We start from the raw sequence: 23698 nt of genomic DNA, 5'->3' as shown, positions 1-23698 counted from the left end.
GATGATTCCTCTGTCCTTTGCTCAGCAGCGGTTGTGGTTCCTCGGCGAACTGCAAGGACCCAACGGGATGTACAACATCCCGATCACTCTGCGGCTTGCCGGTGACCTGAACCACGATGCCCTGCACGCGGCACTGGTGGACCTGATCGAGCGGCACGAAGCGCTGCGCACGCTGATCGCGACGGACGACGGCGTCCCCCAGCAGCGGATCCTCACGCCGGAGGACGCCGGGCTGCGCCTGCCGGTGATCGAGGTGACGGAGGACGAGATCGCTCGGGTGGTGGCCGAGGAGTCCGTCCGTCCCTTCGACCTCTCCCGCGAGATCCCCTTGCGGGCGTGCCTTCTCGCGGTGGCCCCGCGGGACCATGTGCTGGTCCTGGTGGCCCATCACATCGCCAGCGACGGATGGTCCCTGGCACCTCTGGCGCGGGACGTCTCCACGGCGTACACCGCCCGGGTCGGCGACCGGGCCCCCGACTGGGAGCCGCTGCCGGTCCAGTACGCCGACTACGCGCTCTGGCAGCGTGACCTCCTCGGCGGCGAGGACGACCCGGCGAGCTTCCTGAACGGGGAACTGGCGTACTGGCGCGAGGCACTGGCCGACCTGCCGGAGGAACTGCCCCTGCCGTTCGACCGTCCGCGCCCGTCCGTGCCGAGCCACCGCGACGGCAGCGCGGACCTCGACATCACCGCCGACCTGCACCGGCGGATCACCGCCCTCGCCCGGGCCGAGGGCGTCACCCTGTTCGCGGTGCTCCATGCCGCGCTCGCCACCACGCTCTCCCGTCTCGGCGCCGGCACGGACATCCCCATCGGCACTCCGGTGGCCGGGCGTACCGAAGTCGATCTGAACGAGCTCATCGGCTTCTTCGTGAACACCCTGGTGATCCGCGGCGACCTGTCGGGACGCCCGTCGTTCCGTGACGTACTGGCCCGGGTGCACGAGCGGAACCTGGACGCGCTCACCCATCAGGAACTGCCCTTCGAGCGGCTGGTGGAGGACCTCGCGCCCGCCCGGTCGCTGGCCCGCCAGCCGTTGTTCCAGGTCATGCTGGCGTTGCAGGACAACGTCGAACCGGCCCTCGCGCTGCCCGGCCTCGACGTCACCGTGCTCGCGAGCAGGGAGGCCCCGGCCAGGGCCGACCTCGCCGTCTCCATCAGGGAGACCTTCGGCCCCGGCGGCGTCCCGGCCGGTCTCAGGGGCGGGATCGGCTACGCGGCTGACCTGTTCGACCACGGCACCGTGGAGGCGCTGGCCGAGCGGCTCGTCCGGGTGCTCGACGCGGTGACCGCCGACCCGGCACGGCCCGTCGACGCCATCGACCTGCTCGGCGACGACGAACGCCGGCAGGTCCTGGCCGGCTGGAACGACACCGCGCACGACGTCCCGGTGGCGACGCTGCCCGAACTGTTCGAGGCGCAGGTGGTCCGCACCCCCGACGCGACGGCCGTGGTGTTCGAGGACGTCGAGGTGTCGTACGCCGACCTCAACGCCCGTGCCAACCGGCTCGCGCGCCACCTGGCCGGTCAGGGCGTCGGACCGGAAAGCCTCGTCGGGGTGCATCTCGAACGCTCCGCCGATCTGGTCGCCACCCTCCTCGCGGTGGTGAAGGCCGGCGGCGCCTACCTCCCGATCGACCCCGACCACCCCGCCGACCGGGTCGCGCACGTGCTCTCCGACGCCCGGCCCGCCGTCGTCGTCACCACCGCCGCGCTCCACCCGCGTCTTCCCGACGGCGGGGAGGTGCGGCACCTCGTCCTCGACGACCCGGACACGGCGCTCGCCCTCGACGGCCTGTCCCCGGCCGACCTCGGCGACGGTGACCGCGGCGGTGTGCTGCTGCCCGCGCACCCGGCGTACGTGATCTACACCTCCGGCTCCACCGGACGGCCAAAGGGCGTCGCCGTACCGCACCAGGGCGTGGTCAACCGCCTGGAGTGGATGCAGCACCAGTACCAGATCGGGGCCTCGGACCGGGTGCTGCAGAAGACCCCGTTCGGATTCGACGTGTCCGTCTGGGAGTTCTTCTGGCCCCTCCTGGAAGGCGCCACCCTCGTCGTGGCCCGCCCCGGCGGGCACCGTGACCCCGGCTACCTGGCCGGCCTCATCCGGGCCCGGCAGGTCACCGTGAGCCACTTCGTGCCCTCCATGCTGAAGGCCTTCCTCACCGAACCCTCGGCGGCCGAGTGCACCACCCTGCGCGCGGTCCTCTGCAGCGGCGAGGCGCTCACCGCCGAGCTGCGCGACCAGTTCCTCCGCACGCTGGCCGCTCCCCTGCACAACCTGTACGGCCCCACTGAGGCGTCCATCGACGTCACGCACGCCTCGCACCTCACCGCCGACGACCCGACCGTCCCGATCGGCCGACCGGTGTGGAACACCCGCACCTATGTCCTCGACGCCTCCTTGCGGCCCGTTCCGCCCGGCGTCCCCGGCGAGTTGTACCTCGCCGGCGCGCAGCTCGCCCGCGGCTACCTCCGGCGCCCCGGCCTCACCGCCGAGCGCTTCGTCGCCGACCCGTACGGTCAGCCCGGCGAGCGCATGTACCGCACCGGCGACCTCGTCCGCTGGACCAGGGACGGAGAGCTGGAGTACCTGGGCCGCACCGACGACCAGGTCAAGATCCGCGGCTTCCGCATCGAACTCGGCGAGGTCGAGGCCACGTTGGCCGCTCACCCGTCCGTCGCCCAGGCGGCAGTGGTGGTGCGCGAGGACCAGCCCGGCGACAAGCGCCTCGTCGGCTACGTCGTCCCGAAGACGGACGTCGACGGCACCGAGGTCCGCGCCCACGTCGGCGGCCTGCTGCCCGACCACATGGTGCCCTCGGCCGTGGTCGTCCTGGACGCCCTCCCCGTCACGGTCAACGGAAAGCTGGACCGCAAGGCCCTGCCCGCGCCCGAATACACCTCCGGGCAGGCCGGCCGAGGGCCGCGCACCCCCCGCGAGGAGATCCTGTGCGACGCCTTCGCCGAGATCCTCGGCCGGCCGCACGCCGGGGTCGACGACAACTTCTTCGACCTCGGCGGGCACTCGCTGCTGGCGGTGACGCTGGTGGAGCGGCTGCGCGCCCGTGGCCTGTCGATCGACGTACGGTCCCTGTTCACGACGCCCACCGTGGCCGGTCTCGCGGCGACCACCGGCCGGACCGAGGCGGAGGTTCCCGCGAACCGCATCCCGGCCGGTGCGCAGGTGATCACACCGGACATGCTTCCGCTGGTCGACCTGGACGCCGGGCACATCGCGGAGATCACCGCCCGCGTCCCCGGCGGCGCCGCGAATGTGGCGGACGTGTACCCGCTCGCCCCGCTGCAGGAGGGCATCCTCTTCCACCACCTCATGGGCGGCGGGACCGCGGACGAGGACGTGTACGTCCTGCCCACCGTCCTCCGCTTCGACTCCCGCGGCAGGCTCGACGCGTTCGTGTCCGCCCTGCGGAAGGTGGTGGACCGGCACGACAACTTGAGAACGGCCTTCCTCTGGGAAGGGCTGCCCGAACCGGTGCAGGTGGTGCTCCGGCACGCCGAGCTGCCGGTGGACGAAGTCGCGCTGACCGACGACACCGACGCCCCGGCGGACGACCACGACTGGGCCGCCCGCCTGCTGGCCGCGTGCCCGGCGTCCATGGCCGTCAGCAGCGCCCCCCTGATCCGTGTGCACGTGGCCGCGCAGGCGGGCGGCGAGCAGTGGCTCGCGCTGATTCAGGTCCACCACCTGATCCAGGACCACACCGCGCTCGACGTCATTCTGGGCGAGGTGCACGCGTTCATCGAGGGGCGCGACGACGAACTGCCCGCGCCCGCGACGTACCGCGACGTCGTCGCCCAGGCACGGGGCCAGGTGTCCCGGCAGGAGCACGAGGCGTACTTCGGCCGCCTGCTCGGCGACGTCACCGAGCCGACCGCCCCGTTCGGGCTGGTGGACGTCCACGGGGACGGCACGGGGGCCACCGAGTCCACCGCCCGGATGGACCCACGGCTCGCGGGAAGGCTCCGTGAGCAGGCGCGGCGCCTCGGTGTGAGCCCGGCGACGTTGTTCCACGTCATCTGGGCCCGTGTGCTGGCCGCGACCTCGGGCCGCGACGACGTGGTCTTCGGGACCATCCTGTTCGGCCGCATGGGCACGGGGGCCGAACGGGTCGTGGGCCTGTTCATCAACACCCTCCCGGTCCGCGTCCGCACCGGCGGCGCGGGCACGCGCGACGTCCTGCGCGCCGTACAGGCCCAGCTGGCCGAGTTGCTGCTGCACGAGCACGCGCCGCTGGCGCTGGCCCAGCGGACGAGCGGCATCCGCGGGGACGCCCCGCTGTTCACCTCGCTCCTGAACTACCGCCACAGCAGGCCGGATTCCGAGCAGGCGCGTGACGGGCTCCCGGGCGTGGACGTGCTGTTCATGCAGGAGCGGACGAACTACCCCGTCGGCATGATCGTCGACGACACGGGGGACGAGTTCGTGCTCACCGCCCAGGTCGTCGCGCCCGGGTCGCCCGACGTCCTGTGCGCCATGATGGAGACCGTCGGCGAAGGGGTGGTCGCCGCGCTGGAGACGGCGCCGGACGCCCCGCTCGGCGACATCGATGTGCTGGGCGCGGATGAGCGCCGGCGTGTCATGGTGGAGTGGAACGACACGGCACGGGACGTGCAGGCGGTGACGCTGCCGGAGCTGTTCGAGGCGCAGGCCGCCCGTACGCCGGACGCGACCGCGGTCGTCTTCGGGGACACCGAGCTCTCGTACGCCGAGCTCAACGCACGCGCCAACCAGCTTGCCCGCCACTTGGCCGAGCACGGCACCGGACCGGAGCGGCTGGTCGCCGTGGCACTGCCGCGATCCGTCGACCTCGTCGTCGCCCTCCTGGCCGTGACGAAGGCCGGAGGCGCCTACCTGCCCATCGACCCGGCCTACCCCGCCGACCGCATCGCCTACGTGCTCGCCGACGCCCGGCCCGCACTCGTCCTCACCGACGAAGCAACGCACGGCAAGCTGCCCGCAGCCGACGCCGTACAACTGATGCTGGATTACGCCCAGTTGGGTCAGGCCCTGGCTGCCCTTCCCGACCACGACCTGACGGACACCGAACGGCACGGTCCGCTGCTGACCGCGCACCCCGCCTACGCCATCTACACCTCCGGCTCCACCGGCCGCCCCAAGGGCGTCGCCGTCACCCACCACGGCCTGGCCAGCCTGATCACCGCGCAAAGGGACGCCTTCGCCATCACACCCACGAGCCGCGTCCTCCAATTCGCCTCAGCCAGCTTCGACGCGGCCATCGCCGAGATCGCCGTCACCCTCGGCAGCGGAGCCGGCCTCGTCCTGGCAGCCCAGGACGACCTGGTCCCCGGCCCGGCGCTGACCCGTCTGGTCAACGGCCGTAACGTCACCCACGCCACCCTCCCGCCGGCCGTCCTCCCCCACCTCGACCCCCACGAACTCCCCCGCCTCACCACCCTCATCACCGCGGGCGAGGCCCTCCCCGCCCACCAGGTCGTCCGCTGGGGGTCCGACCGCACCCTCGTCAACGCCTACGGACCCACCGAAACCACGGTCTGCGCCACCATCGCCCGGCTCGCCCCTCAGGCTGACGTCCACATCGGCGCTCCCATCACCAACACCCAAGTGTTCGTGCTGGACGCATCGCTTCGGCCGGCGCCGATCGGCGTGCCCGGGGAGCTCTACGTCTCCGGCGTCGGCCTGGCCCGCGGATACGTCAACCGGCCCGAGCTGACCGCCGAGCGGTTCGTCGCCAACCCCTACGGCACGCCCGGCGAGCGCATGTACCGCACCGGCGACCTCGCCCGCTGGAACACCGACGGGCAGCTCGAATACCTCGGCCGCACCGACCACCAGGTCAAGATCCGCGGCTTCCGCATCGAGCCCGGCGAGATCGAGGCCGCCCTGGCCACCCACCCGACCGTCGCCCAGGCCGCCGTCATCGTCCGCGAGGACCAGCCCGGCGACAAACGCCTCGTCGGCTACGTCGTCACGCACACCGACGCGGACAGCCCCGAACTGCGCGCCCACGTCGCCGGCCTGCTGCCCGACTACATGGTGCCCTCGGCCGTGGTCGTCCTGGACGCGCTCCCGCTGAGCGTGAACGGCAAGCTCGACCGCAAGGCCCTCCCCGCGCCCGCCTACGCGACGACCGAAGTGGGCCGGGAACCGCGAACCCCGCAGGAAGAGTTCCTGTGCGAGATGTTCGCCGATGTCCTCGGCCTGCCGAAGGTCGGGGTGGACGACAACTTCTTCGCACTCGGCGGGCACTCGCTGCTCGCAACGCGGCTCGTCGGCCGGGTCCGCTCCGCCCTCGGGACGGAACTCCCGATCCGGGCCCTGTTCGAGACGCCCACCGTCGCCGGGCTCGCCGGCCGACTGGCCGATGCCGGGACGGCCCGCCGCAGGCTGACCGCCGGGACGCGCCCCGAGGTCGTCCCCCTGTCGTTCGCCCAGCAACGGCTGTGGTTCCTCAGTGAACTCGACGGCTCCTCCGGGCTGTACAACATTCCCGTCGCCCTCCGGCTCACCGGCGACCTCGACCGTGCGGCCCTTCGTGCCGCCGTGCACGACGTCGTCGCCCGGCACGAAGTCCTGCGCACCGTCTTCCCGAGCGTCGACGGCTCGCCCGGCCAGCGCGTCCTCGGCCACGATGCGATCGATCTCCGACTGCCCGTGATCGACGTACCCGAGGGCGGGATCGCCCAGGCGGTCACGGAGGAAGCCGCCCGCGCCTTCGACCTCGGCCGCGAGATCCCCTTGCGGGCACGGCTGTTCGCCGTGGCGCCGCAGGACCACGTCCTGGTGGTGGTCGTCCACCACATCGCCGGTGACGGATGGTCACTCGCACCCCTGGCGCGGGACATCTCCACCGCGTACGCCGCCCGGGTCGACAACCGGATCCCCTCCTGGGAAGCCCTGCCGGTCCAGTACGCCGACTACACGCTCTGGCAGCGCGACCTCCTCGGCGGCGAGGACGACCCCGCGAGCCTGCACAGCACGCAGCTGGCCCACTGGCGTGAGGTCCTCGCCGGCCTGCCGGAAGAGCTCACCCTGCCCGTCGACCGCCCCCGGCCGCCGGTGGCGTCCCACCGCGGCGCCACGGCCGCCGTCCGCATCGACGCGGACCTGCACGGACGGCTGACCGCGCTGGCCCGCGCCGAGGGCGTCACCACGTTCATGGTGCTCAACGCCGCGCTGGCCACTCTCCTGAGCCGCCTCGGCGCGGGCACCGACATCCCCATCGGCACCCCCGTCGCCGGCCGTACCGACGAGAGCCTGAACGACCTCGTCGGGTTCTTCGTGAACACCCTGGTGATCCGCACCGACCTGTCGCGCGACCCGTCCTTCCGGGAGCTGCTGCAGCGCGTCCGCGAGCAGAGTGTGGGCGCGCTCGCCCACCAGGACGTGCCGTTCGAACGGCTGGTGGAGGACCTGGCCCCCGCCCGGTCCATGGCCCGGCACCCCCTGTTCCAGGTCATGCTCGCCCTGCAGAACACCGCCGACCCGGCACTCGACCTGCCGGGCCTGGACAGCCGTCTGCTGGGCAACGGGGACCTGCCCGCCAAGTTCGACCTCGACCTCCAGCTCCGCGAGACCCACGCCGACGGCCGGCCCGCGGGCCTGTCCGGCACCCTCACCTACGCGGCCGACCTGTACGACCACGCCACCGTGGAGGCGCTCGTCGAGCGGTTCGTCCGGGTGCTCGACGCCGTGACCACGGACCCGGCCCTTCCGGTCACCCGCGTCGACCTCCTCGGTGACGTCGAGCGCAAGCGGCTGCTCACCGAGTGGAACGACACCGGCCGCGAGGCGCCGCAGGCCACGCTGGCGGAGCTGTTCGAGGCCCAGGTGGCCCGTCGGCAGGACGCCACGGCGGTCGAGTTCGACGGCGTCACGTTGTCCTACGGGGAGCTGAACGCGCGGGCGAACCGCCTGGCGCGGCTCCTGGTCTCCCGGGGCGTCAGGCCGGGGGACCGGGTGGCAGTGATGATGGACCGCTCGGCCGATCTGGTGGTCGCGCTGCTGGCGACGGTCAAGGCGGGGGCGGCGTACGTCCCGGTCGACCCGGCCTATCCGGCGGACCGGATCGCCTTCATGCTGGCGGACGCCGGGCCGTCCCTGCTGGTCACGCAGCAGGCCCAGGTCCGTGCGGACATCCCCGGCGAGCACGTGGTGGTGGACGATCCCGCCACGGCCTCCGTGCTGGAGGAGCTCGGCGGGGAGGACCTGTCGGACGCGGAGCGCGGCGGGCGCCTGCTGTCCTCCCACCCGGCGTACGTGATCTACACCTCCGGGTCGACGGGGCGTCCCAAGGGCGTCCTCGTCGCGCAGCAGGCGGTCGTCCGTCTCGTCCGGCAGGCGAACTACGTGGCGTTGGGCACGGACGACGTCGTCGCCCAGGCGTCGTCGGTGTCGTTCGACGCGGCCACGTTCGAGATCTGGGGTGCGCTGGTCAACGGCGCGACGCTGGTGGGCGTCGACCGGGAGGTGCTGCTGGCTCCCGAACGGCTCACCGCGCAGATCGAACGCGACGGGGTCACCGCGATGTTCGTCACCACCGCGCTCTTCAACCGCCTGGTGGCGGAGTCCCCCGAGGGGCTCGGCCGCCTGCGGTACCTGCTGTTCGGCGGCGAGGCGGTCGACCCCGTGAGCGTGCGGCGGCTCCTGGAGCTCGGCGCGCCGAAGCGCCTGCTGCACGTGTACGGGCCGACGGAGACCACGACGTTCGCGACCTGGCAGCCGGTGGAGCGGGTCGAGGGCGGTTCCGTGCCGATCGGTGGACCCGTCTCCGGCAGCCGGCTGTACGTCCTGGACGCCGCCCTGCGGCCGGTACCGCCGGGCGTGGCCGGCGAGTTGTACGTGTCCGGGACCGGCCTGGCCCAGGGGTACGTCAACCGCCCGGAGCTGACCGCGGAGCGGTTCGTCGCCAACCCCTACGACGGGCCGGGCGAGCGGATGTACCGCACAGGGGACCTGGTCCGCTGGACCGCCGGCGGACAGCTCGAATACCTCGCCCGCACCGACCACCAGGTCAAGATCCGCGGCTTCCGCATCGAGCTCGGCGAGGTCGAAACCGTCCTGACCTCCCACCCGGCCGTCGCCCACGCCACCGTGGTCGTCCGCGAGGACCACCCCGGCGACAAGCGCCTCGTCGGCTACGTCGTCCCGAGGACCGACGTCGACGGCGGGGAGGCCCGGGAGTACATGTCCCGGCTGCTGCCCGACTACATGGTGCCCTCGGCCGTGGTCGTCCTGGACGCGCTCCCCCTCACGGTGAACGGCAAACTGGACCGCAAGGCCCTGCCCGCCCCCGACCACACCGCCACGAGCCCCGGCCGGGAACCCCGCACCCTCCAGGAACAGCTGCTCAGCCAGGCGTTCGCCGACATCCTCGGCCTCCCGCACGTCGGGGTGGACGACAACTTCTTCGACCTCGGCGGCCACTCGCTCCTCGCCACCCGGCTGGTCAGCCGCATCCGCGCCGCCCTCGGCGCCGAGATCCCGATCCGGGCCCTGTTCGAGACCCCCACCGTGGCCGGGCTCGCGCAGCGCGTGACGGACACCGGGACGGCATGCCAGGGGCTGACCGCCGGGCCGCGCCCCGCGACGGTGCCGCTGTCCTTCGCCCAGCAGCGCCTGTGGTTCCTCGGCGAACTCGAAGGACCCTCCGGCCTCTACAACATCCCCATCGCCCTCCGCCTCACCGGCGACCTCGACCGCGACGCCCTTCGGGCCGCCCTCACCGACGTCATCGCGCGGCACGAAGCACTCCGTACCGTCTTCCCGAGCGTCGACGGCTCGCCGGAGCAGCGCATCCTCGGCCCGGACGAGATCGAACTCCCGCTGTCCACGGCCGAGGTGAAGGAAGGCGAGCTGGAGCGGGCGGTGGCCGACGAGTCCCACCGCGCCTTCGACCTCGCCCGTGACATCCCGGTGCGGGCACGTCTGTTCGCGGTGGCACCGCAGGACCACGTCCTGCTCCTGGTCCTGCACCACGTCGCCGGCGACGGCTGGTCGCTCGCCCCTCTGGCGCGCGACATCTCCACCGCGTACTCGGCCCGCTCTGGCGGCCACGCCCCCACCTGGGAACCGCTCCCGGTCCAGTACGCCGACTACACCCTCTGGCAGCGCCGGCTCCTCGGAGACCCCGACGACCCCGAGAGCCTGCACAGTGCCCAACTCGGCTACTGGCGCGAGGCACTGGCCGGTCTGCCGGAGGAGCTGGCCCTGCCCGGCGACCGCTCCCGGCCCGCCGTGGCCACCCACCGCGGCGGCACCGCGCACCTGCGCATCGGCGCCGACCTGCACCAGCGGCTCGGGGCCCTGGCCCGTGCCGAGGGCGTCACCATGTTCATGGTGCTCAACGCCGCGCTGGCGACCCTGCTGTCCCGCCTCGGCGCGGGCACCGACATCCCGATCGGCACGTCGGTGGCCGGCCGCACCGACGAGAGCCTGGACGAGCTCGTCGGGTTCTTCGTGAACACCCTGGTGCTCCGTACCGACGTGTCGGGCGACCCGTCCTTCCGGGAGATGCTGCGCCGCGTCCGCGAGCAGAACCTGGGTGCCCTCGCCCGCCAGGACGTGCCGTTCGAGCGGCTGGTGGAAGACCTCGCCCCCGCCCGGTCCATGGCCCGCCACCCGCTGTTCCAGGTCATGCTGGGCCTGCAGAACACCGCCGCACCCGTCCTCGACCTGCCGGGGCTGGGCACCGCCCCGCTGCCGGCCGGCGAGCAGCCGGCCAAGTTCGACCTCGACGTCCAGCTCCAGGAGACCTTCGCTCCCCACGGCGGGCCGAACGGCCTGACCGGCGTCATCACCTACGCCGCCGACCTGTTCGACCACAGCACGGTCGTCACGCTCACCGAGCGGCTCGTCCGGCTCCTCGACGCCGTGGCCGCCGACGCCGAACAGCCCGTCACCGGCATCGACCTGCTCAGCGCGGCCGAACGCCGCCAGGTCCTCGTGGAGTGGAACGACACCGCACACGAAGTACCCGCGTCCACGCTCCCGGAGCTGTTCCAGGCACAGGTGGCCCGCACGCCTGACGCCACCGCCGTCGTGTTCGAGGACACGGAGGTGTCCTACGCCGACCTCAACGCGCGCGCCAACCGGCTCGCCCGCCTCCTGGCCGCCCAGGGCGCCGGCCCCGAACAGCTCGTCGCCCTGGCGCTCCCCCGCTCGACCGAGCTCGTCGTCGCGCTCCTGGCCGTACTGAAAACGGGCGCCGCCTACCTGCCCGTCGACCCCGACCACCCGGCCGACCGCATCGCCCACCTGCTCACCGACGCACGTCCGGCGCTCCTGGTCACCACGGGGGCCGTCAACCCGCAGGGGAACGTGCCGCAGGTCGTCCTCGACGACGCGGACACGGCGACCGCCCTCGACGGCCTGCCCGCCGGCGACCTCGACGACGCCGAGCGGCACGACCCGCTGCGGCCCGCGCACCCGGCGTACGTCATCTACACCTCCGGCTCCACGGGACGGCCGAAGGGCGTGACCATCACCCACCAGGGCGTGGTCAACTACATCGCCCGCACCTGGGACGCCTATCCGCACCTCGGCGGAAGCACCCTGCTGCACGCGTCCATCGCCTTCGACCTCGGCGTCACAGCCCTGTACGGCGCGCTCACCAGCGGCGGACGCCTCCACATCGCCACCTGGGACGAGACGCTCCCCGCCACCCTCGCCAGCCACGAGATCACCTTCCTCAAGGCCACCCCCAGTCACCTCGCGTTCCTCCAGACCCTCCCCGGCAACTGGGCGCCCACGGGGCAGCTCATGCTCGGCGGGGAACCGCTGCGCTCGGCGCAACTCCAGCAGTGGCACCGGGACCACCCGGACGTGCCCGTCGTCAATCACTACGGACCGACCGAGACCACCGTCGGCTGCACCGACCACCCCGTGCACCTCGCCGCAGGCGACGCCGGCCGGGGGATCACGCCCATCGGCCGCCCGATGTGGAACACCCGGACCTACGTGCTCGACGCGGCCTTGCGGCCGGTTCCCCCCGGCGTCCCCGGCGAGCTGTACGTCGCCGGCGCCCAGCTCGCCCGCGGATACCTGCACCGCCCCGCGCTCACCGCCGAGCGCTTCGTCGCCAACCCCCACGGCACGCCCGGCGAGCGCATGTACCGCACCGGCGACCTCGCCCGCTGGAACGCCGACGGGCACCTCGAATACCTCGGCCGCGCCGACGACCAGGTCAAGATCCGCGGCTTCCGCATCGAACCCGGCGAGATCGAGGCCGCCTTCACCTCCCACCCCGCCGTCGCCCAGGCCGCCCTGGTCGTCCGCGAGGACCAGCCCGGGGACAAGCGCCTCGTCGGCTACGTCGTCACCGACACCCACACGGACGCCGCCGAACTGCGCGCCCACGTCGCCGGAATGCTGCCCGACTACATGGTGCCGTCGGCGATCGTGGTCCTGGACGCGCTCCCGCTCACCTCGAACGGCAAGCTCGACCGCCGCGCGCTCCCCGCGCCCGCGTACGGGACGACCGAGGGGAGCCGGGAGCCGCGGACCCTCCAGGAACAGCTGCTGTGCCAGGTGTTCGCGGGCATCCTCGGCCTGCCGCACGTCGGGGTGGACGACGACTTCTTCGTGCTCGGCGGCCACTCGCTGCTCGCCGTACGGCTGGTCAGCCGCATCCGCACGGTGCTCGGGGTGGAGGTCCCCATCCGGGCCCTGTTCGAGAGCCCCACGGTCGCCGGACTCGCGGCCCGGCTGGGCGACGCGGGCGAGGCACGGCCCCGGGTCACGCCCAGGCCGCGGCCGGACGTCCTGCCGCCGTCCTTCGCCCAGACCCGGCTGTGGTTCCTGCGTCAACTGGAGGGCGGGAACGCCAACTACAACATCCCGGTGGTCCTGCGCCTGACGGGCGCCCTGGACGCCGAGGCGATGCGTGACGCCCTGCGCGACGTCCTCGTACGGCACGAAGTGCTGCGGACCGTGTTCCCGGCCCCCGACGGCACACCGCGGCAGTCGGTCCTCGCGTCGGAGTCCTTGGCCTTCGACACGCCGCTCGCCGACATCGCCGAGGAGGACCTGCGGGACGAGATCGAGCGGGTCTCGCGCTCCGCGTTCGAGCTGCGCACCGACATCCCGCTGCGCGCCCGGCTGTTCAGGCTGCGCCCGCAGGAACACGTGCTGGTGATCGTGGTGCACCACATCGCCGCCGACGCCTGGTCGTTGGGCCCCCTGGCGAGGGACGTGTCGGCCGCCTACGCCGCCCGCTCCGCCGGCCAGGTCCCCACCTGGGCGCCGCTGCCCGTGCAGTACGCGGACTACACCCTCTGGCAGCGCGACCTCCTCGGAGACCCCGACGACCCCGAGAGCCTGCACAGTGCCCAACTGGCCCACTGGCGGGAGAGGCTGGCCGGGCTGCCGGAAGAACTCGCCCTGCCCGTCGACCGCCCCCGCCCGCGTACGGCCACCCACCGGGGCGGCACCGCCGCCCTGCGCATCGACGCCGCCCTGCACCAGCGGATGACCGCCCTGGCCCGGGCCGAGGGCGTCACCATGTTCATGGTGCTCAACGCCGCACTGGCGACCCTGTTCTCCCGCCTCGGCGCGGGCACCGACATCCCCATCGGCACCCCCGTCGCCGGACGCACCGACGAGAACCTCGACCAGCTCGTCGGCTTCTTCATCAACACCCTCGTCGTCCGCACCGACCTGTCCGGCGACCCCGGCTTCCGCGATGTGCTCCACCGCGTCCGCGACGAGAGCCTGGGCGCCCTCGCCCACCAGGACCTGCCGTTCGAACGCCTGGTGGAGGACCTCGCGCCCGCGCGGTCCACGGGCCGCCACCCGCTCTTCCAGACGATGCTCGTGCTGCAGAACGTCGCACCGGCCACGCTCGACGTGCCCGGACTGGACATCGAGCGGATCGAGGTCGGCGACAACCCCGTCTTCGACCTGTCCTTCGTCGTCGCGGAGGCCTTCGACACCGTGGGCGACGCCGCCGGCGTGAACGGGATCGTCACCTACGCGGCCGACCTCTTCGACCAGGCGACCGTCGACGTGCTCGTCGCACGACTCGTCCAGGTGCTGGACGCGGCAACGGCCGATCCGGACCTTCCTGTTGACCGCCTCGATGTGCTGGGTGCGGATGAGCGCCGGCGCGTCCTGGTGGAGTGGAACGGCACAGCGCGGGACGTGCGGGCGGCGACGCTGCCCGAGCTGTTCGAGGCGCAGGCCGCCGGCACCCCGGACGCGACCGCGGTCGTGTTCGAGGACGTCGAGGTGACCTACGCCGACCTCAACGCCCGCGCCAACCGCCTCGCCCGCCACCTGGCCGAACACGGCGCCGGACCCGAACGACTGGTCGCCGTGGCACTGCCGCGATCCGTCGACCTCGTCGTCGCCCTCCTGGCCGTGACCAAGGCCGGTGCCGCCTACCTGCCCATCGACCCGGCCTACCCCGCCGACCGCATCGCCTACCTCCTCAGCGACGCCCGGCCCGCACTCGTCCTCACCGACGAAGCAACCCGGGAAAAGCTGCCCGCAGTCACCGCCACGCACCTTTCTCTGGACTCCCGGTTGGGGCAAACCCTGGCGGCCCTGCCCGACCACGACCTGACGGACACCGAACGGCACGGTCCTCTGCTCAACGCCCACCCCGCCTACGTCATCTACACCTCCGGCTCCACCGGCCGCCCCAAGGGCGTCACCGTCACCCACCACGGCCTCTCAAGCCTGATCACCGCCCAAACGGACGCCTTCGCCATCACGCCCACGAGCCGCGTCCTGCAATTCGCCTCACCCAGCTTCGACGCCGCCATCGCCGAGATCGCCGTCACCCTCGGCAGTGGAGCCGGCCTCGTCCTCGCGGCCCAGGACGACCTGGTGGACGAGCGTGCGCTGACCCGCCTCCTCGCCGCCGCCAAGGTGACGCATGTGACCCTGCCGCCCGTCATGCTGGCGGGGCTCGCGGCGGACAGCCTGCCCACGGTGACGACGTTGGTGACCGCCGGCGAGGCACTGCGGCCGGACCTGGTCGGCCGGTGGGCGGCAGGGCGGCGCCTCGTCAACGCGTACGGTCCGACGGAGTCCACGGTCTGCACGACGATGGCGGTGCTGACCGACGACAGCGCGGTCCCGTACATCGGGGAGCCGATCGCCAACACCCGGGTGTTCGTGCTGGACGCGGCCCTTCGGCCGGTGCCGGCCGGCGTGGCCGGGGAGCTGTACATATCCGGGGCCGGCCTGGCCCGGGGATACCTCGACCGGCCGGGGCTGACCGCGGAACGGTTCGTGGCCAACCCCTACGGCGGGGACGGCGAGCGCATGTACCGCACCGGCGACCTGGTCCGCTGGAACGCCGAGGGGCAGCTGGAATACCTCGGGCGCACCGACGACCAGGTCAAGATCCGCGGGTTCCGCATCGAACTCGGCGAGATCGAGGCCGCCTTGGCCTCCCACCCGGCCGTCGCCCAGGCGGCAGTGGTCGTGCGCGAGGACCAGCCCGGCGACAAGCGCCTCGTCGGCTACATCGTCCCGGAAACAACCGTGGACAGCCCCGAACTACGCGCCTACGTCGCCGGCCTGCTGCCCGACTACATGGTGCCGGCGGCGATCGTCGCACTCGACGCCCTTCCGCTCACCGCGAACCGCAAACTCGACCGCAAGGCCCTCCCCGCCCCCGACTACACCACCACGGCCACCAGCCGGGGCCCGGCCAACGCCCAGGAAGAAATCCTGTGCGCCCTGGCCGCCGAAGTGCTCGGCCTGCCGTCCGTCGGAATCGACGACAACTTCTTCGAACTCGGCGGACACTCCCTCCTCGCCACACGCCTGATCAGCCGTATCCGATCGACGTTCGCCGTCGAGCTCCCCATCCGGACCCTGTTCGAGGCACCCACCCTCCGCGAACTCGCGGACCGCCTGACCACCACCAGCGCGTCCCGGCCTGCCCTGGTTCCGGCACAGCGGCCGGAGCTCCTGCCGTTGTCGTTCGCCCAGCAACGCTTGTGGTTCCTCAGCGAACTCGAAGGCCCCTCCCCCACCTACAACATCCCCATGGCCCTCCGGCTGACCGGCCCGCTCGACACCGAAGCCCTGCACGCCGCACTCCACGACGTCGTGGCCCGCCACGAAGTCCTGCGCACCGTCATCACCACCGCCGACGGCCGGCCCCACCAGCGCATCATCGACACCGACGAGGTCGGCGACCTTCTCACCGTCACCCCGGTGGCGGAAGACGCTCTGCGAGCGTGGGTGACCGAGGCCGCCGGGCACCGGTTCGACCTGGCCACCGACATCCCCGTACGCATGTCGCTGGCCGAGATCGGTCCCGATGCGCATGTGCTGGTCGTGGTCCTCCACCACATCGCAGGCGACGGCTGGTCCCTCGGCCCCCTGGCACACGACGTCTCGACCGCCTACACCGCCCGCACCACCGGCAACGCACCGGACTGGGAGCCACTGCCCGTCCAATACTCCGACTACAGCCTCTGGCAGCGGGAGTTGCTGGGCGAAGCCTCCGACCCCGGCAGCCTCCTGACCGAGCAACTCACCTACTGGCGCAACGCACTCGACGGAGCACCCGAAGAACTAGCGCTGCCGGTCGACCGGCCCCGTCCGCCCGTGGCCTCCCACCGCGGCGCCACCGTCGACCTCCACATCGACGCCGACATCCACCAGGCGGTCGTGGACCTCGCCCGCGCACACGGCGTCACCGTCTTCATGGTCGTCCAGGCGGCACTGGCCACCCTCCTGAACCGCCTCGGCGCCGGGGACGACATCCCCATCGGCACCCCCATCGCCGGACGCACCGACCAGGCACTCGATGACCTCGTCGGATTCTTCGTCAACACCCTCATCCTGCGCACCGACCTCTCAGGCAACCCCGACTTCACCCAGCTCCTCGAACGCACGCGGGAACGCGCGCTCAACGCCTACGCCCATCAGGACGTGCCATTCGAACGCCTGGTGGAAGAGCTCACCCCCGCCCGGTCCATGGCCCGCCACCCCCTGTTCCAGGTCATGCTCACCCTGCAGAACCTCACCCAAGCCACGCTGGAACTGCCCGGCCTGACCATCGGGGCCCTGCCCACCGGCAGCGGTCCCGCCAAGTTCGATCTGGACGTCCAGCTCAACGAACACCTCACCCACGACGGCAAGCCCGCCGGCCTCCGCGGCGCGATCACCTACGCCACCGACCTGTTCGACCACCACACCGCCGCCGCCCTCGCCGAACGCTTCACACGGGTCCTGCACACCGTCACCGCGCATCCGTCGATGCCGGTCAACCGCGCGGAGGTCCTGGACGCCGCCGAGCGGGACCGGATCCTGGTCCGATGGAACGACACCGCGCGCGACGTTCCCCTCGCGACGCTTCCCGAGCTGTTCCAGTCGCAGGTCGCCCGCACCCCGGACGCGACAGCGGTGGTGTTCGAGGACACGGCACTGTCCTACGCGGAACTCAACACCCGGGCCAACCGGCTCGCCCGCGTTCTCATCGACCGCGGCGTGCGGCCTGAGGACGTCGTCGCTCTGGCGCTGCCACGGTCGATCGATCTCGTTGTCGCCATCCTGGCGGTGATGAAGGCCGGGGGTGCCTACCTGCCGATCGATCCGCGCTATCCCACGGACCGGATCGCCCACATGCTCACCGACGCCCGACCGGCGGTCCTCGTCACCGGCCGGACCACACAGGGCGAACTGCCGCCCACCCACGTTGCGCACCTGTCCCTGGAGGACGCGCACCTGCGGGACGACCTGGTGTCCCGACCCGGCCACGACGTGACCGACACCGAACGCCACGGCCCGCTGCTGCTCGGCCACCCCGCCTACGTCATCTACACCTCCGGCTCGACCGGCACCCCCAAGGGTGTCCTCGTCACCCACCGAGGGGTGCCGAACCTGGCCGCCGACCACATCGACCGCCTCCGGATCGGCCCGGACAGCCGGCTGCTCCAGTTCGCCTCGCCCAGCTTCGACGCCTCGGTGGCCGACATGTGGCCCGCGTGGCTGGCGGGTGCGGCCGTGGTGCTGGCTTCGGCGGACGACATGTCCCCCGGCGCGCCGCTGGCGCAGCTGGTCGCCCGGCAGCACGTCACCCACGCGACCCTGCCGCCCGCGACGCTGCCGCTGCTCGCCTCCGCGGGCGGTCTCCCGGAGGGGATGACGCTGGTGGTCGCAGGTGACGTGTGCCCGCCTGAGACCGCGGAGCGGTGGTCTCGCGACCGGCTCATGCTGAACATCTACGGGCCGACGGAAGCGACGGTCGCCTCGCTGGCCAGCACCCCCCTGTCCGGTGCCGGCGTTCCTCCCATCGGCGCGCCCCTGTGGAACATGAGCGCTTACGTACTGGACTCCGCTCTGCGGCCGGTACCCCCCGGCGTCGCGGGCGAGTTGTACCTGGCCGGCGTGCAGTTGGCCCGGGGCTACGTCAACCGGCCCGCGCTGACCGCCGAGCGGTTCGTCGCCAACCCGTACGGTCAGCCCGGCGAGCGCATGTACCGCACCGGAGACCTCGCCCGGTGGACCGCCGACGGGCAGCTCGAATACCTCGGCCGCACCGACCACCAGGTCAAGATCCGCGGCTTCCGCATCGAACTCGGCGAGGTCGAGGCCGCCCTTGCCGCCCACCCGGCCGTCGCCCAGGCCGCCGTCATCGTCCGCGAGGACCAGCCCGGCGACAAGCGCCTCGTCGGCTACGTCGTCCCGGGAGCAACCGTGGACAGCGCGGAACTGCGCGCCCACGTCGCCGACTTGCTACCGGACTACATGGTGCCGGCGGCGATCGTCGCACTCGACGCGCTCCCGCTCACGGCGAACCGCAAACTGGACCGCAAGGCCCTCCCCGCCCCCGATTACGGTGCCGCATCCACCGGCCGGGGCCCGGCGAACGTCCGGGAGGAGATCCTGTGCGCGGTGTTCGCCGACGTGCTCAACCTGCCCCGGGTCGGGGTCGACGACAACTTCTTCGAGCTCGGCGGGCACTCCCTCCTCGCCGTGACGCTGGTGGAGCGGGCGCGCGAGCGGGGTATCCCCGTGGATGTCCGCTCGCTGTTCGTCAGCCCGACGGTGGCGGCACTGGCCGCGGCCGTCGAAGGGACGGCCGGACACACAGCCGTCCCGCCGAACGGCATCCCCGACGGCGCCACGGCGATCACGCCGGAGATGGTGACGCTGATCGACCTCACCGCTGAGGAGATCGACCGGATCGTCAGCGCCGTTCCCGGAGGGGCGGGCAACGTCGCCGACATCTACCCGCTGGCCCCGCTGCAGGAGGGCATCTTCTTCCACTCCCTGATGGAGGGCGACAACGACAACGACCCCTACGTCCTGCCGATCGCGCTGCGCTTCGACTCCCGGGCACGGGTGGACGCGTTCCTCGCCGCGGTGCAGCGCGTCGTCGACAGACACGACATCCTGCGTACCTCCTTCGCCTGGGAGGGGCTGCGTGAGCCGGTCCAGGTGGTGGCGCGCCGGGCGACGCTCACCGTACGGGAAGCGGACCTCGCCGCAGGGACGGACGACGGCGGCCCGGACACGGCGGAACGGCTCCTCGCAGCGTGCCCGCCGAGCATGGACCTCTCGCGTGGCCCGTTGCTGCGCGCCCATGTGACCCGGCAACCGGGCGGAGAGCACTGGGCGGTGGTCCTCCAGGTCCATCACCTGATCCAGGACCACACCGCGCTGGACGTGGTCATGGGTGAGGTGGCCGCGTTCCTCGACGGGCGGCAGGACACGCTGCCCGAACCGCTGCCGTTCCGGGAGTTCGTCGGGCAGGCCAGGCTGGGAGCGTCCACCCAGGAACACGCGACGTTCTTCGCGGCGCTGCTCGGTGACGTGAGCGAGCCGACCGCTCCGTACGGCGTGCTGGACGTGTTCGGGGACGGCCGTGACGTGACGGAGGCGCGGGCGCCACTGGACGCGGGCCTCGCGGTGCGGCTGCGGGAGCAGGCGCGGCGCCTGGGTGTCAGCCCGGCGACGCTGTTCCACGTCGCGTGGGCGCGCGTTGTGTCGGCCACCTCGGGCCGTGACGACGTGGTGTTCGGCACGGTGCTGTTCGGCCGGATGAACGCGGGGGCCGGCTCGGACCGGGTGCCGGGTCTGTTCATGAACACCCTTCCCGTCCGGATGGACGCGAGTGCCGGGGGTGTCCTGGAGGCGGTCCGGGGGATGCAGCGGCAGCTCGCGGAGCTGCTGGTGCACGAGCACGCCCCGCTGGCGGTGGCCCAGCAGGCCAGCAAGGTGCCCGCCCAGACGCCGCTGTTCACCTCGCTCTTCAACTACCGCCACAGCGAGGCTGCCGCCACCGGCGCCGGACTTGACGGTGTCGCTCTGCTCCAGGCGCGCGAGCGCACCAACTTCCCCGTCGCCGTCAGCATCGACGACACCGGTGAGGGCTTCGTCGTGAAGGCGCAGGCCGTGTCCCTGATCGATCCGGGCGCCCTTGCCGCGATGGTGACCACGGCCGCCGAGGCCATCGTGACGGCACTGGAGACGGCACCGTCGACCGCGCTCAGCCAGGTCGGGGTGCTGGAATCCGGTGAGCGGGACCGGATCCTGACCGAGTGGAACGACACCGCGCGTGCTGTTCCCGCGGCGACGCTTCCCGAGTTGTTCCAGGCGCAGGTGGCCCGCACCCCGGACGCGACCGCGGTGCTGTTCGAGGACACCGAGCTGTCCTACGCGGAGCTGAACGCGCGGGCGAACCGGTTGGCCGGGTTGCTGGCGGCGCGTGGTGCGGGCCCGGAGCAGCGGGTGGCGGTGATGATGGACCGCTCCCCGGATCTCGTCGTCACGCTGCTCGCCGTCCTCAAGTCCGGCGCGGCGTACGTGCCGATCGACCCGGAGTACCCGGCGGAACGCGTGGCCTATGTGCTGGGCGACGCCACGCCGGCGCTGGTGGTGACGACCCGCCAGTTCGAGAGCGTCCTGCCCGAGGGCGTGACGCGGGTGGTGCTGGACGACCCCGCGACCGAACTGCACAGTCAGGCCGACACCGACCCCGACCAGGTGACGCTGTCGGCCCACCCCGCCTACGTCATCTACACCTCAGGCTCCACCGGACGACCCAAGGGCGCCACGGTCCCCCACGCCGGCGTGGTCAACCGGCTCGCCTGGATGCAGCACGCCTACCAACTCACCCCGGGCGACCGCGTCGTGCAGAAGACCCCCTTCGGATTCGACGTATCCGTGTGGGAGTTCTTCTGGCCCCTCCTGGAAGGCGCCACCCTCGTCGTCGCCCGCCCCGGCGGCCACCGGGATCCGGAGTATCTGGCCGAGCTGATCCAGCGCGAACACGTCACCATCGCCCACTTCGTCCCGTCCATGCTCCAGGTGTTCATCGCCGAACCCGCGGCCCACGAGTGCACATCTCTGCGCGCCGTGGTCTGCAGCGGCGAGGCGCTGTCAGCCTCACTGCGCGACCAGTTCCAGGCGGTGCTGCCGATCCCCCTCCACAACCTGTACGGGCCGACCGAGGCGTCCATCGACGTCACCGCCCACACCTGCGAACCCCACACCACCGCTGTGGTGCCCATCGGCCGCCCCATCTGGAACACCCACACCTACGTCCTGGACACCGCACTCCAACCCGTACCCCCCGGCGTCACAGGCGAGCTCTACCTCGCCGGCACCCAACTCGCCCGCGGCTACCTCAACCGACCGAGCCTCACCGCCGAACGCTTCATCGCCAACCCCCACAGCCAGCACGGCGAACGCATGTACCGCACCGGCGACCTCGCCCGCTGGAACACCAACGGAGAGCTCGAATACCTCGGCCGCACCGACCACCAAGTCAAAATCCGCGGCTTCCGCATCGAACTCGGCGAAATCGAAACCGCACTCCTCACCCACCCCGCCGTCGCCCACACCACCGTCATCGTCCGCGAAGACCAACCCGGCGACCAACGCCTCACCGCCTACCTCGTACCGACGAGCGGCACGGACGGCGATGTGGACACCGCGGAGGTCCGCGCAGGCCTGTCAGCCGTGCTGCCGGACTACATGGTCCCCTCCGCGTTCGTCGTCCTGGACGAACTGCCGGTCACGGTGAACGGCAAGCTCGACCGCACGGCACTGCCTGCCCCGGACCACACCACCGGACACACGAGCTGGCAACCGCGCACCACCGAAGAGCACCTGCTCCGCCAGATATTCGCCGACGTCCTCGGCCTTCCCGCGGTCGGCGTTGAGGACAATTTCTTCGAACTCGGCGGGCACTCGCTCCTCGCCGTGCGGCTGTTGGGCGAGATCCGCAACGCCACGGGCACCCAACTGTCGCTCGTGAGCGTGTTCCAGACCCCGACCGTGGCGGGCCTGGCGTCGCTGCTCGGGACCGGCACCGAGGAGGACCTCTTCCAGCCGGTGGTCGCGCTGCGCGGGCACGGAGACCGGCCGCCGCTGTTCTGCCTGCCGCCCGCCAGCGGTTTCGGCCTGCCCTATGTCGGTCTGGTGCGGCACCTGGACGCCGACCGACCCGTGTACGGACTGCAGGCTCCGGGCGTCACCCTGGCGGAGTCGGCCCCGTCCGACCTCGACGCGCTGGTCACCTGGTACGTCGACCACATCACGGGCGTCCAGCCGAGCGGCCCGTACCACCTGCTCGGCTGGTCCATGGGCGGCAACCTCGCCCACGCCGTCGCGGTACGGCTCCAGCAGTCCGGGCACCAGGTGGCCCTGCTGGCCATGATGGACGCCTACCCGCCGGAAGCGGGCACCGTCCATGAGGAGGCCGACGACCACACCGTCCTGGTCCAGCTCCTCCATGCCCTGGGGCGGCCGGTGGACACGACGGACCACCCGCTCACCGTGCCCGGGACACTGAGGATCATCAAGGAGGAGATCGCCGACCTGGAGGAGCTGACCGAGGACCACGTCCGAGGGGTCGTCCAGAACACCCGTGACAACTGGCGCATGGTCCGGCAGACAACGCCGGGACACTTCACCGGCGACATCCTCCACTTCCCCGCGACCGAGACCGGCTACCCGCAGGAGGAGGTCCTCCGGCGGTGGGCACCGTACTTCACCGGGCGTCTGCACATCCATCCCGTCGCCGCCGCGCACAACGACATGACCAAGCCCGAGCCCCTGCGTCAGGTGGGGACCGTGCTGGCCGCCGCCTTGGCGAAGCGTCCACAGTGAACGCGGGGGGCCCACGCGCGATCTCGCGCGTGGGCCCACGCGTCCCATGGCCTGTCCGCCGAAGGCACCGATCGACTGCGAACCGCTCCACGTCAGTCGTGGGAGGATGCCGTCCATGACGTGCATCCGAAGGGGCCGTGCCGCGCAGAACACCAGCTGAGCTGCGGTCGCGGGAACGCGGCCGGCGAAGACCCTGGATGCGGTATCGCGACGTTTCTGGCCTGTCCGGAGCGTCGAACGCCGCCATCCGCGTACTCGAGCGGGAGCGGTTGTCTCCTGGCATCGTGGCAGTGGCGCTGAGCGTGTGGTCCGTGCGCGTGCACGGCACCAGTCGGCGGTGGAGGCCTTGGGAGGCTGAGTTCCTCTGCCGGTGTTGCGGCCAGGGCTGGGCGCGGGACAAGTTGCAAGAGGCCTTGTTCATGCTTCCGCCAAGGGCCGCCGCCGAACTCCGGGCGCACGTGGAGCGCTTGGACGTCGTGCTGCTCGCACGAACGCACAACGAGCCGACGGCGGACCCGGAATCGGCATGGTGGCATCGCAGGCGCTGACCGTGCCCCACACCGCCCAGGAACGACCGAGCCGTGTCCACGAGGGCCGACAAGCGCG

At 72.1% G+C, this 23698-nt stretch carries 1 protein-coding gene; it reads left to right on the top strand.

Annotated elements, in window-relative coordinates; genetic code table 11:
- Position 1 precedes the first annotated feature (1 nt).
- Positions 2–23092, top strand: a complete 23091-nt coding sequence (locus ABZ883_RS01855) for a non-ribosomal peptide synthase/polyketide synthase (protein WP_360899834.1) — start codon at positions 2–4, stop codon at positions 23090–23092.
- The last annotated feature ends 606 nt before the right edge of the window (positions 23093–23698 follow it).

Source organism: Streptomyces sp. NPDC046977, from assembly GCF_040644455.1.
Lineage (GTDB): Bacteria > Actinomycetota > Actinomycetes > Streptomycetales > Streptomycetaceae > Actinacidiphila.
This window is presented reverse-complemented; position numbering and strand designations above follow the sequence as displayed.

Coding starts and splice junctions, on each gene's coding strand:
- ABZ883_RS01855 (WP_360899834.1), top strand. CDS start 2: ATGATTCCTCTGTCCTTTGCTCAGCAGCGGTTGTGGTTCCTCGGCGAA.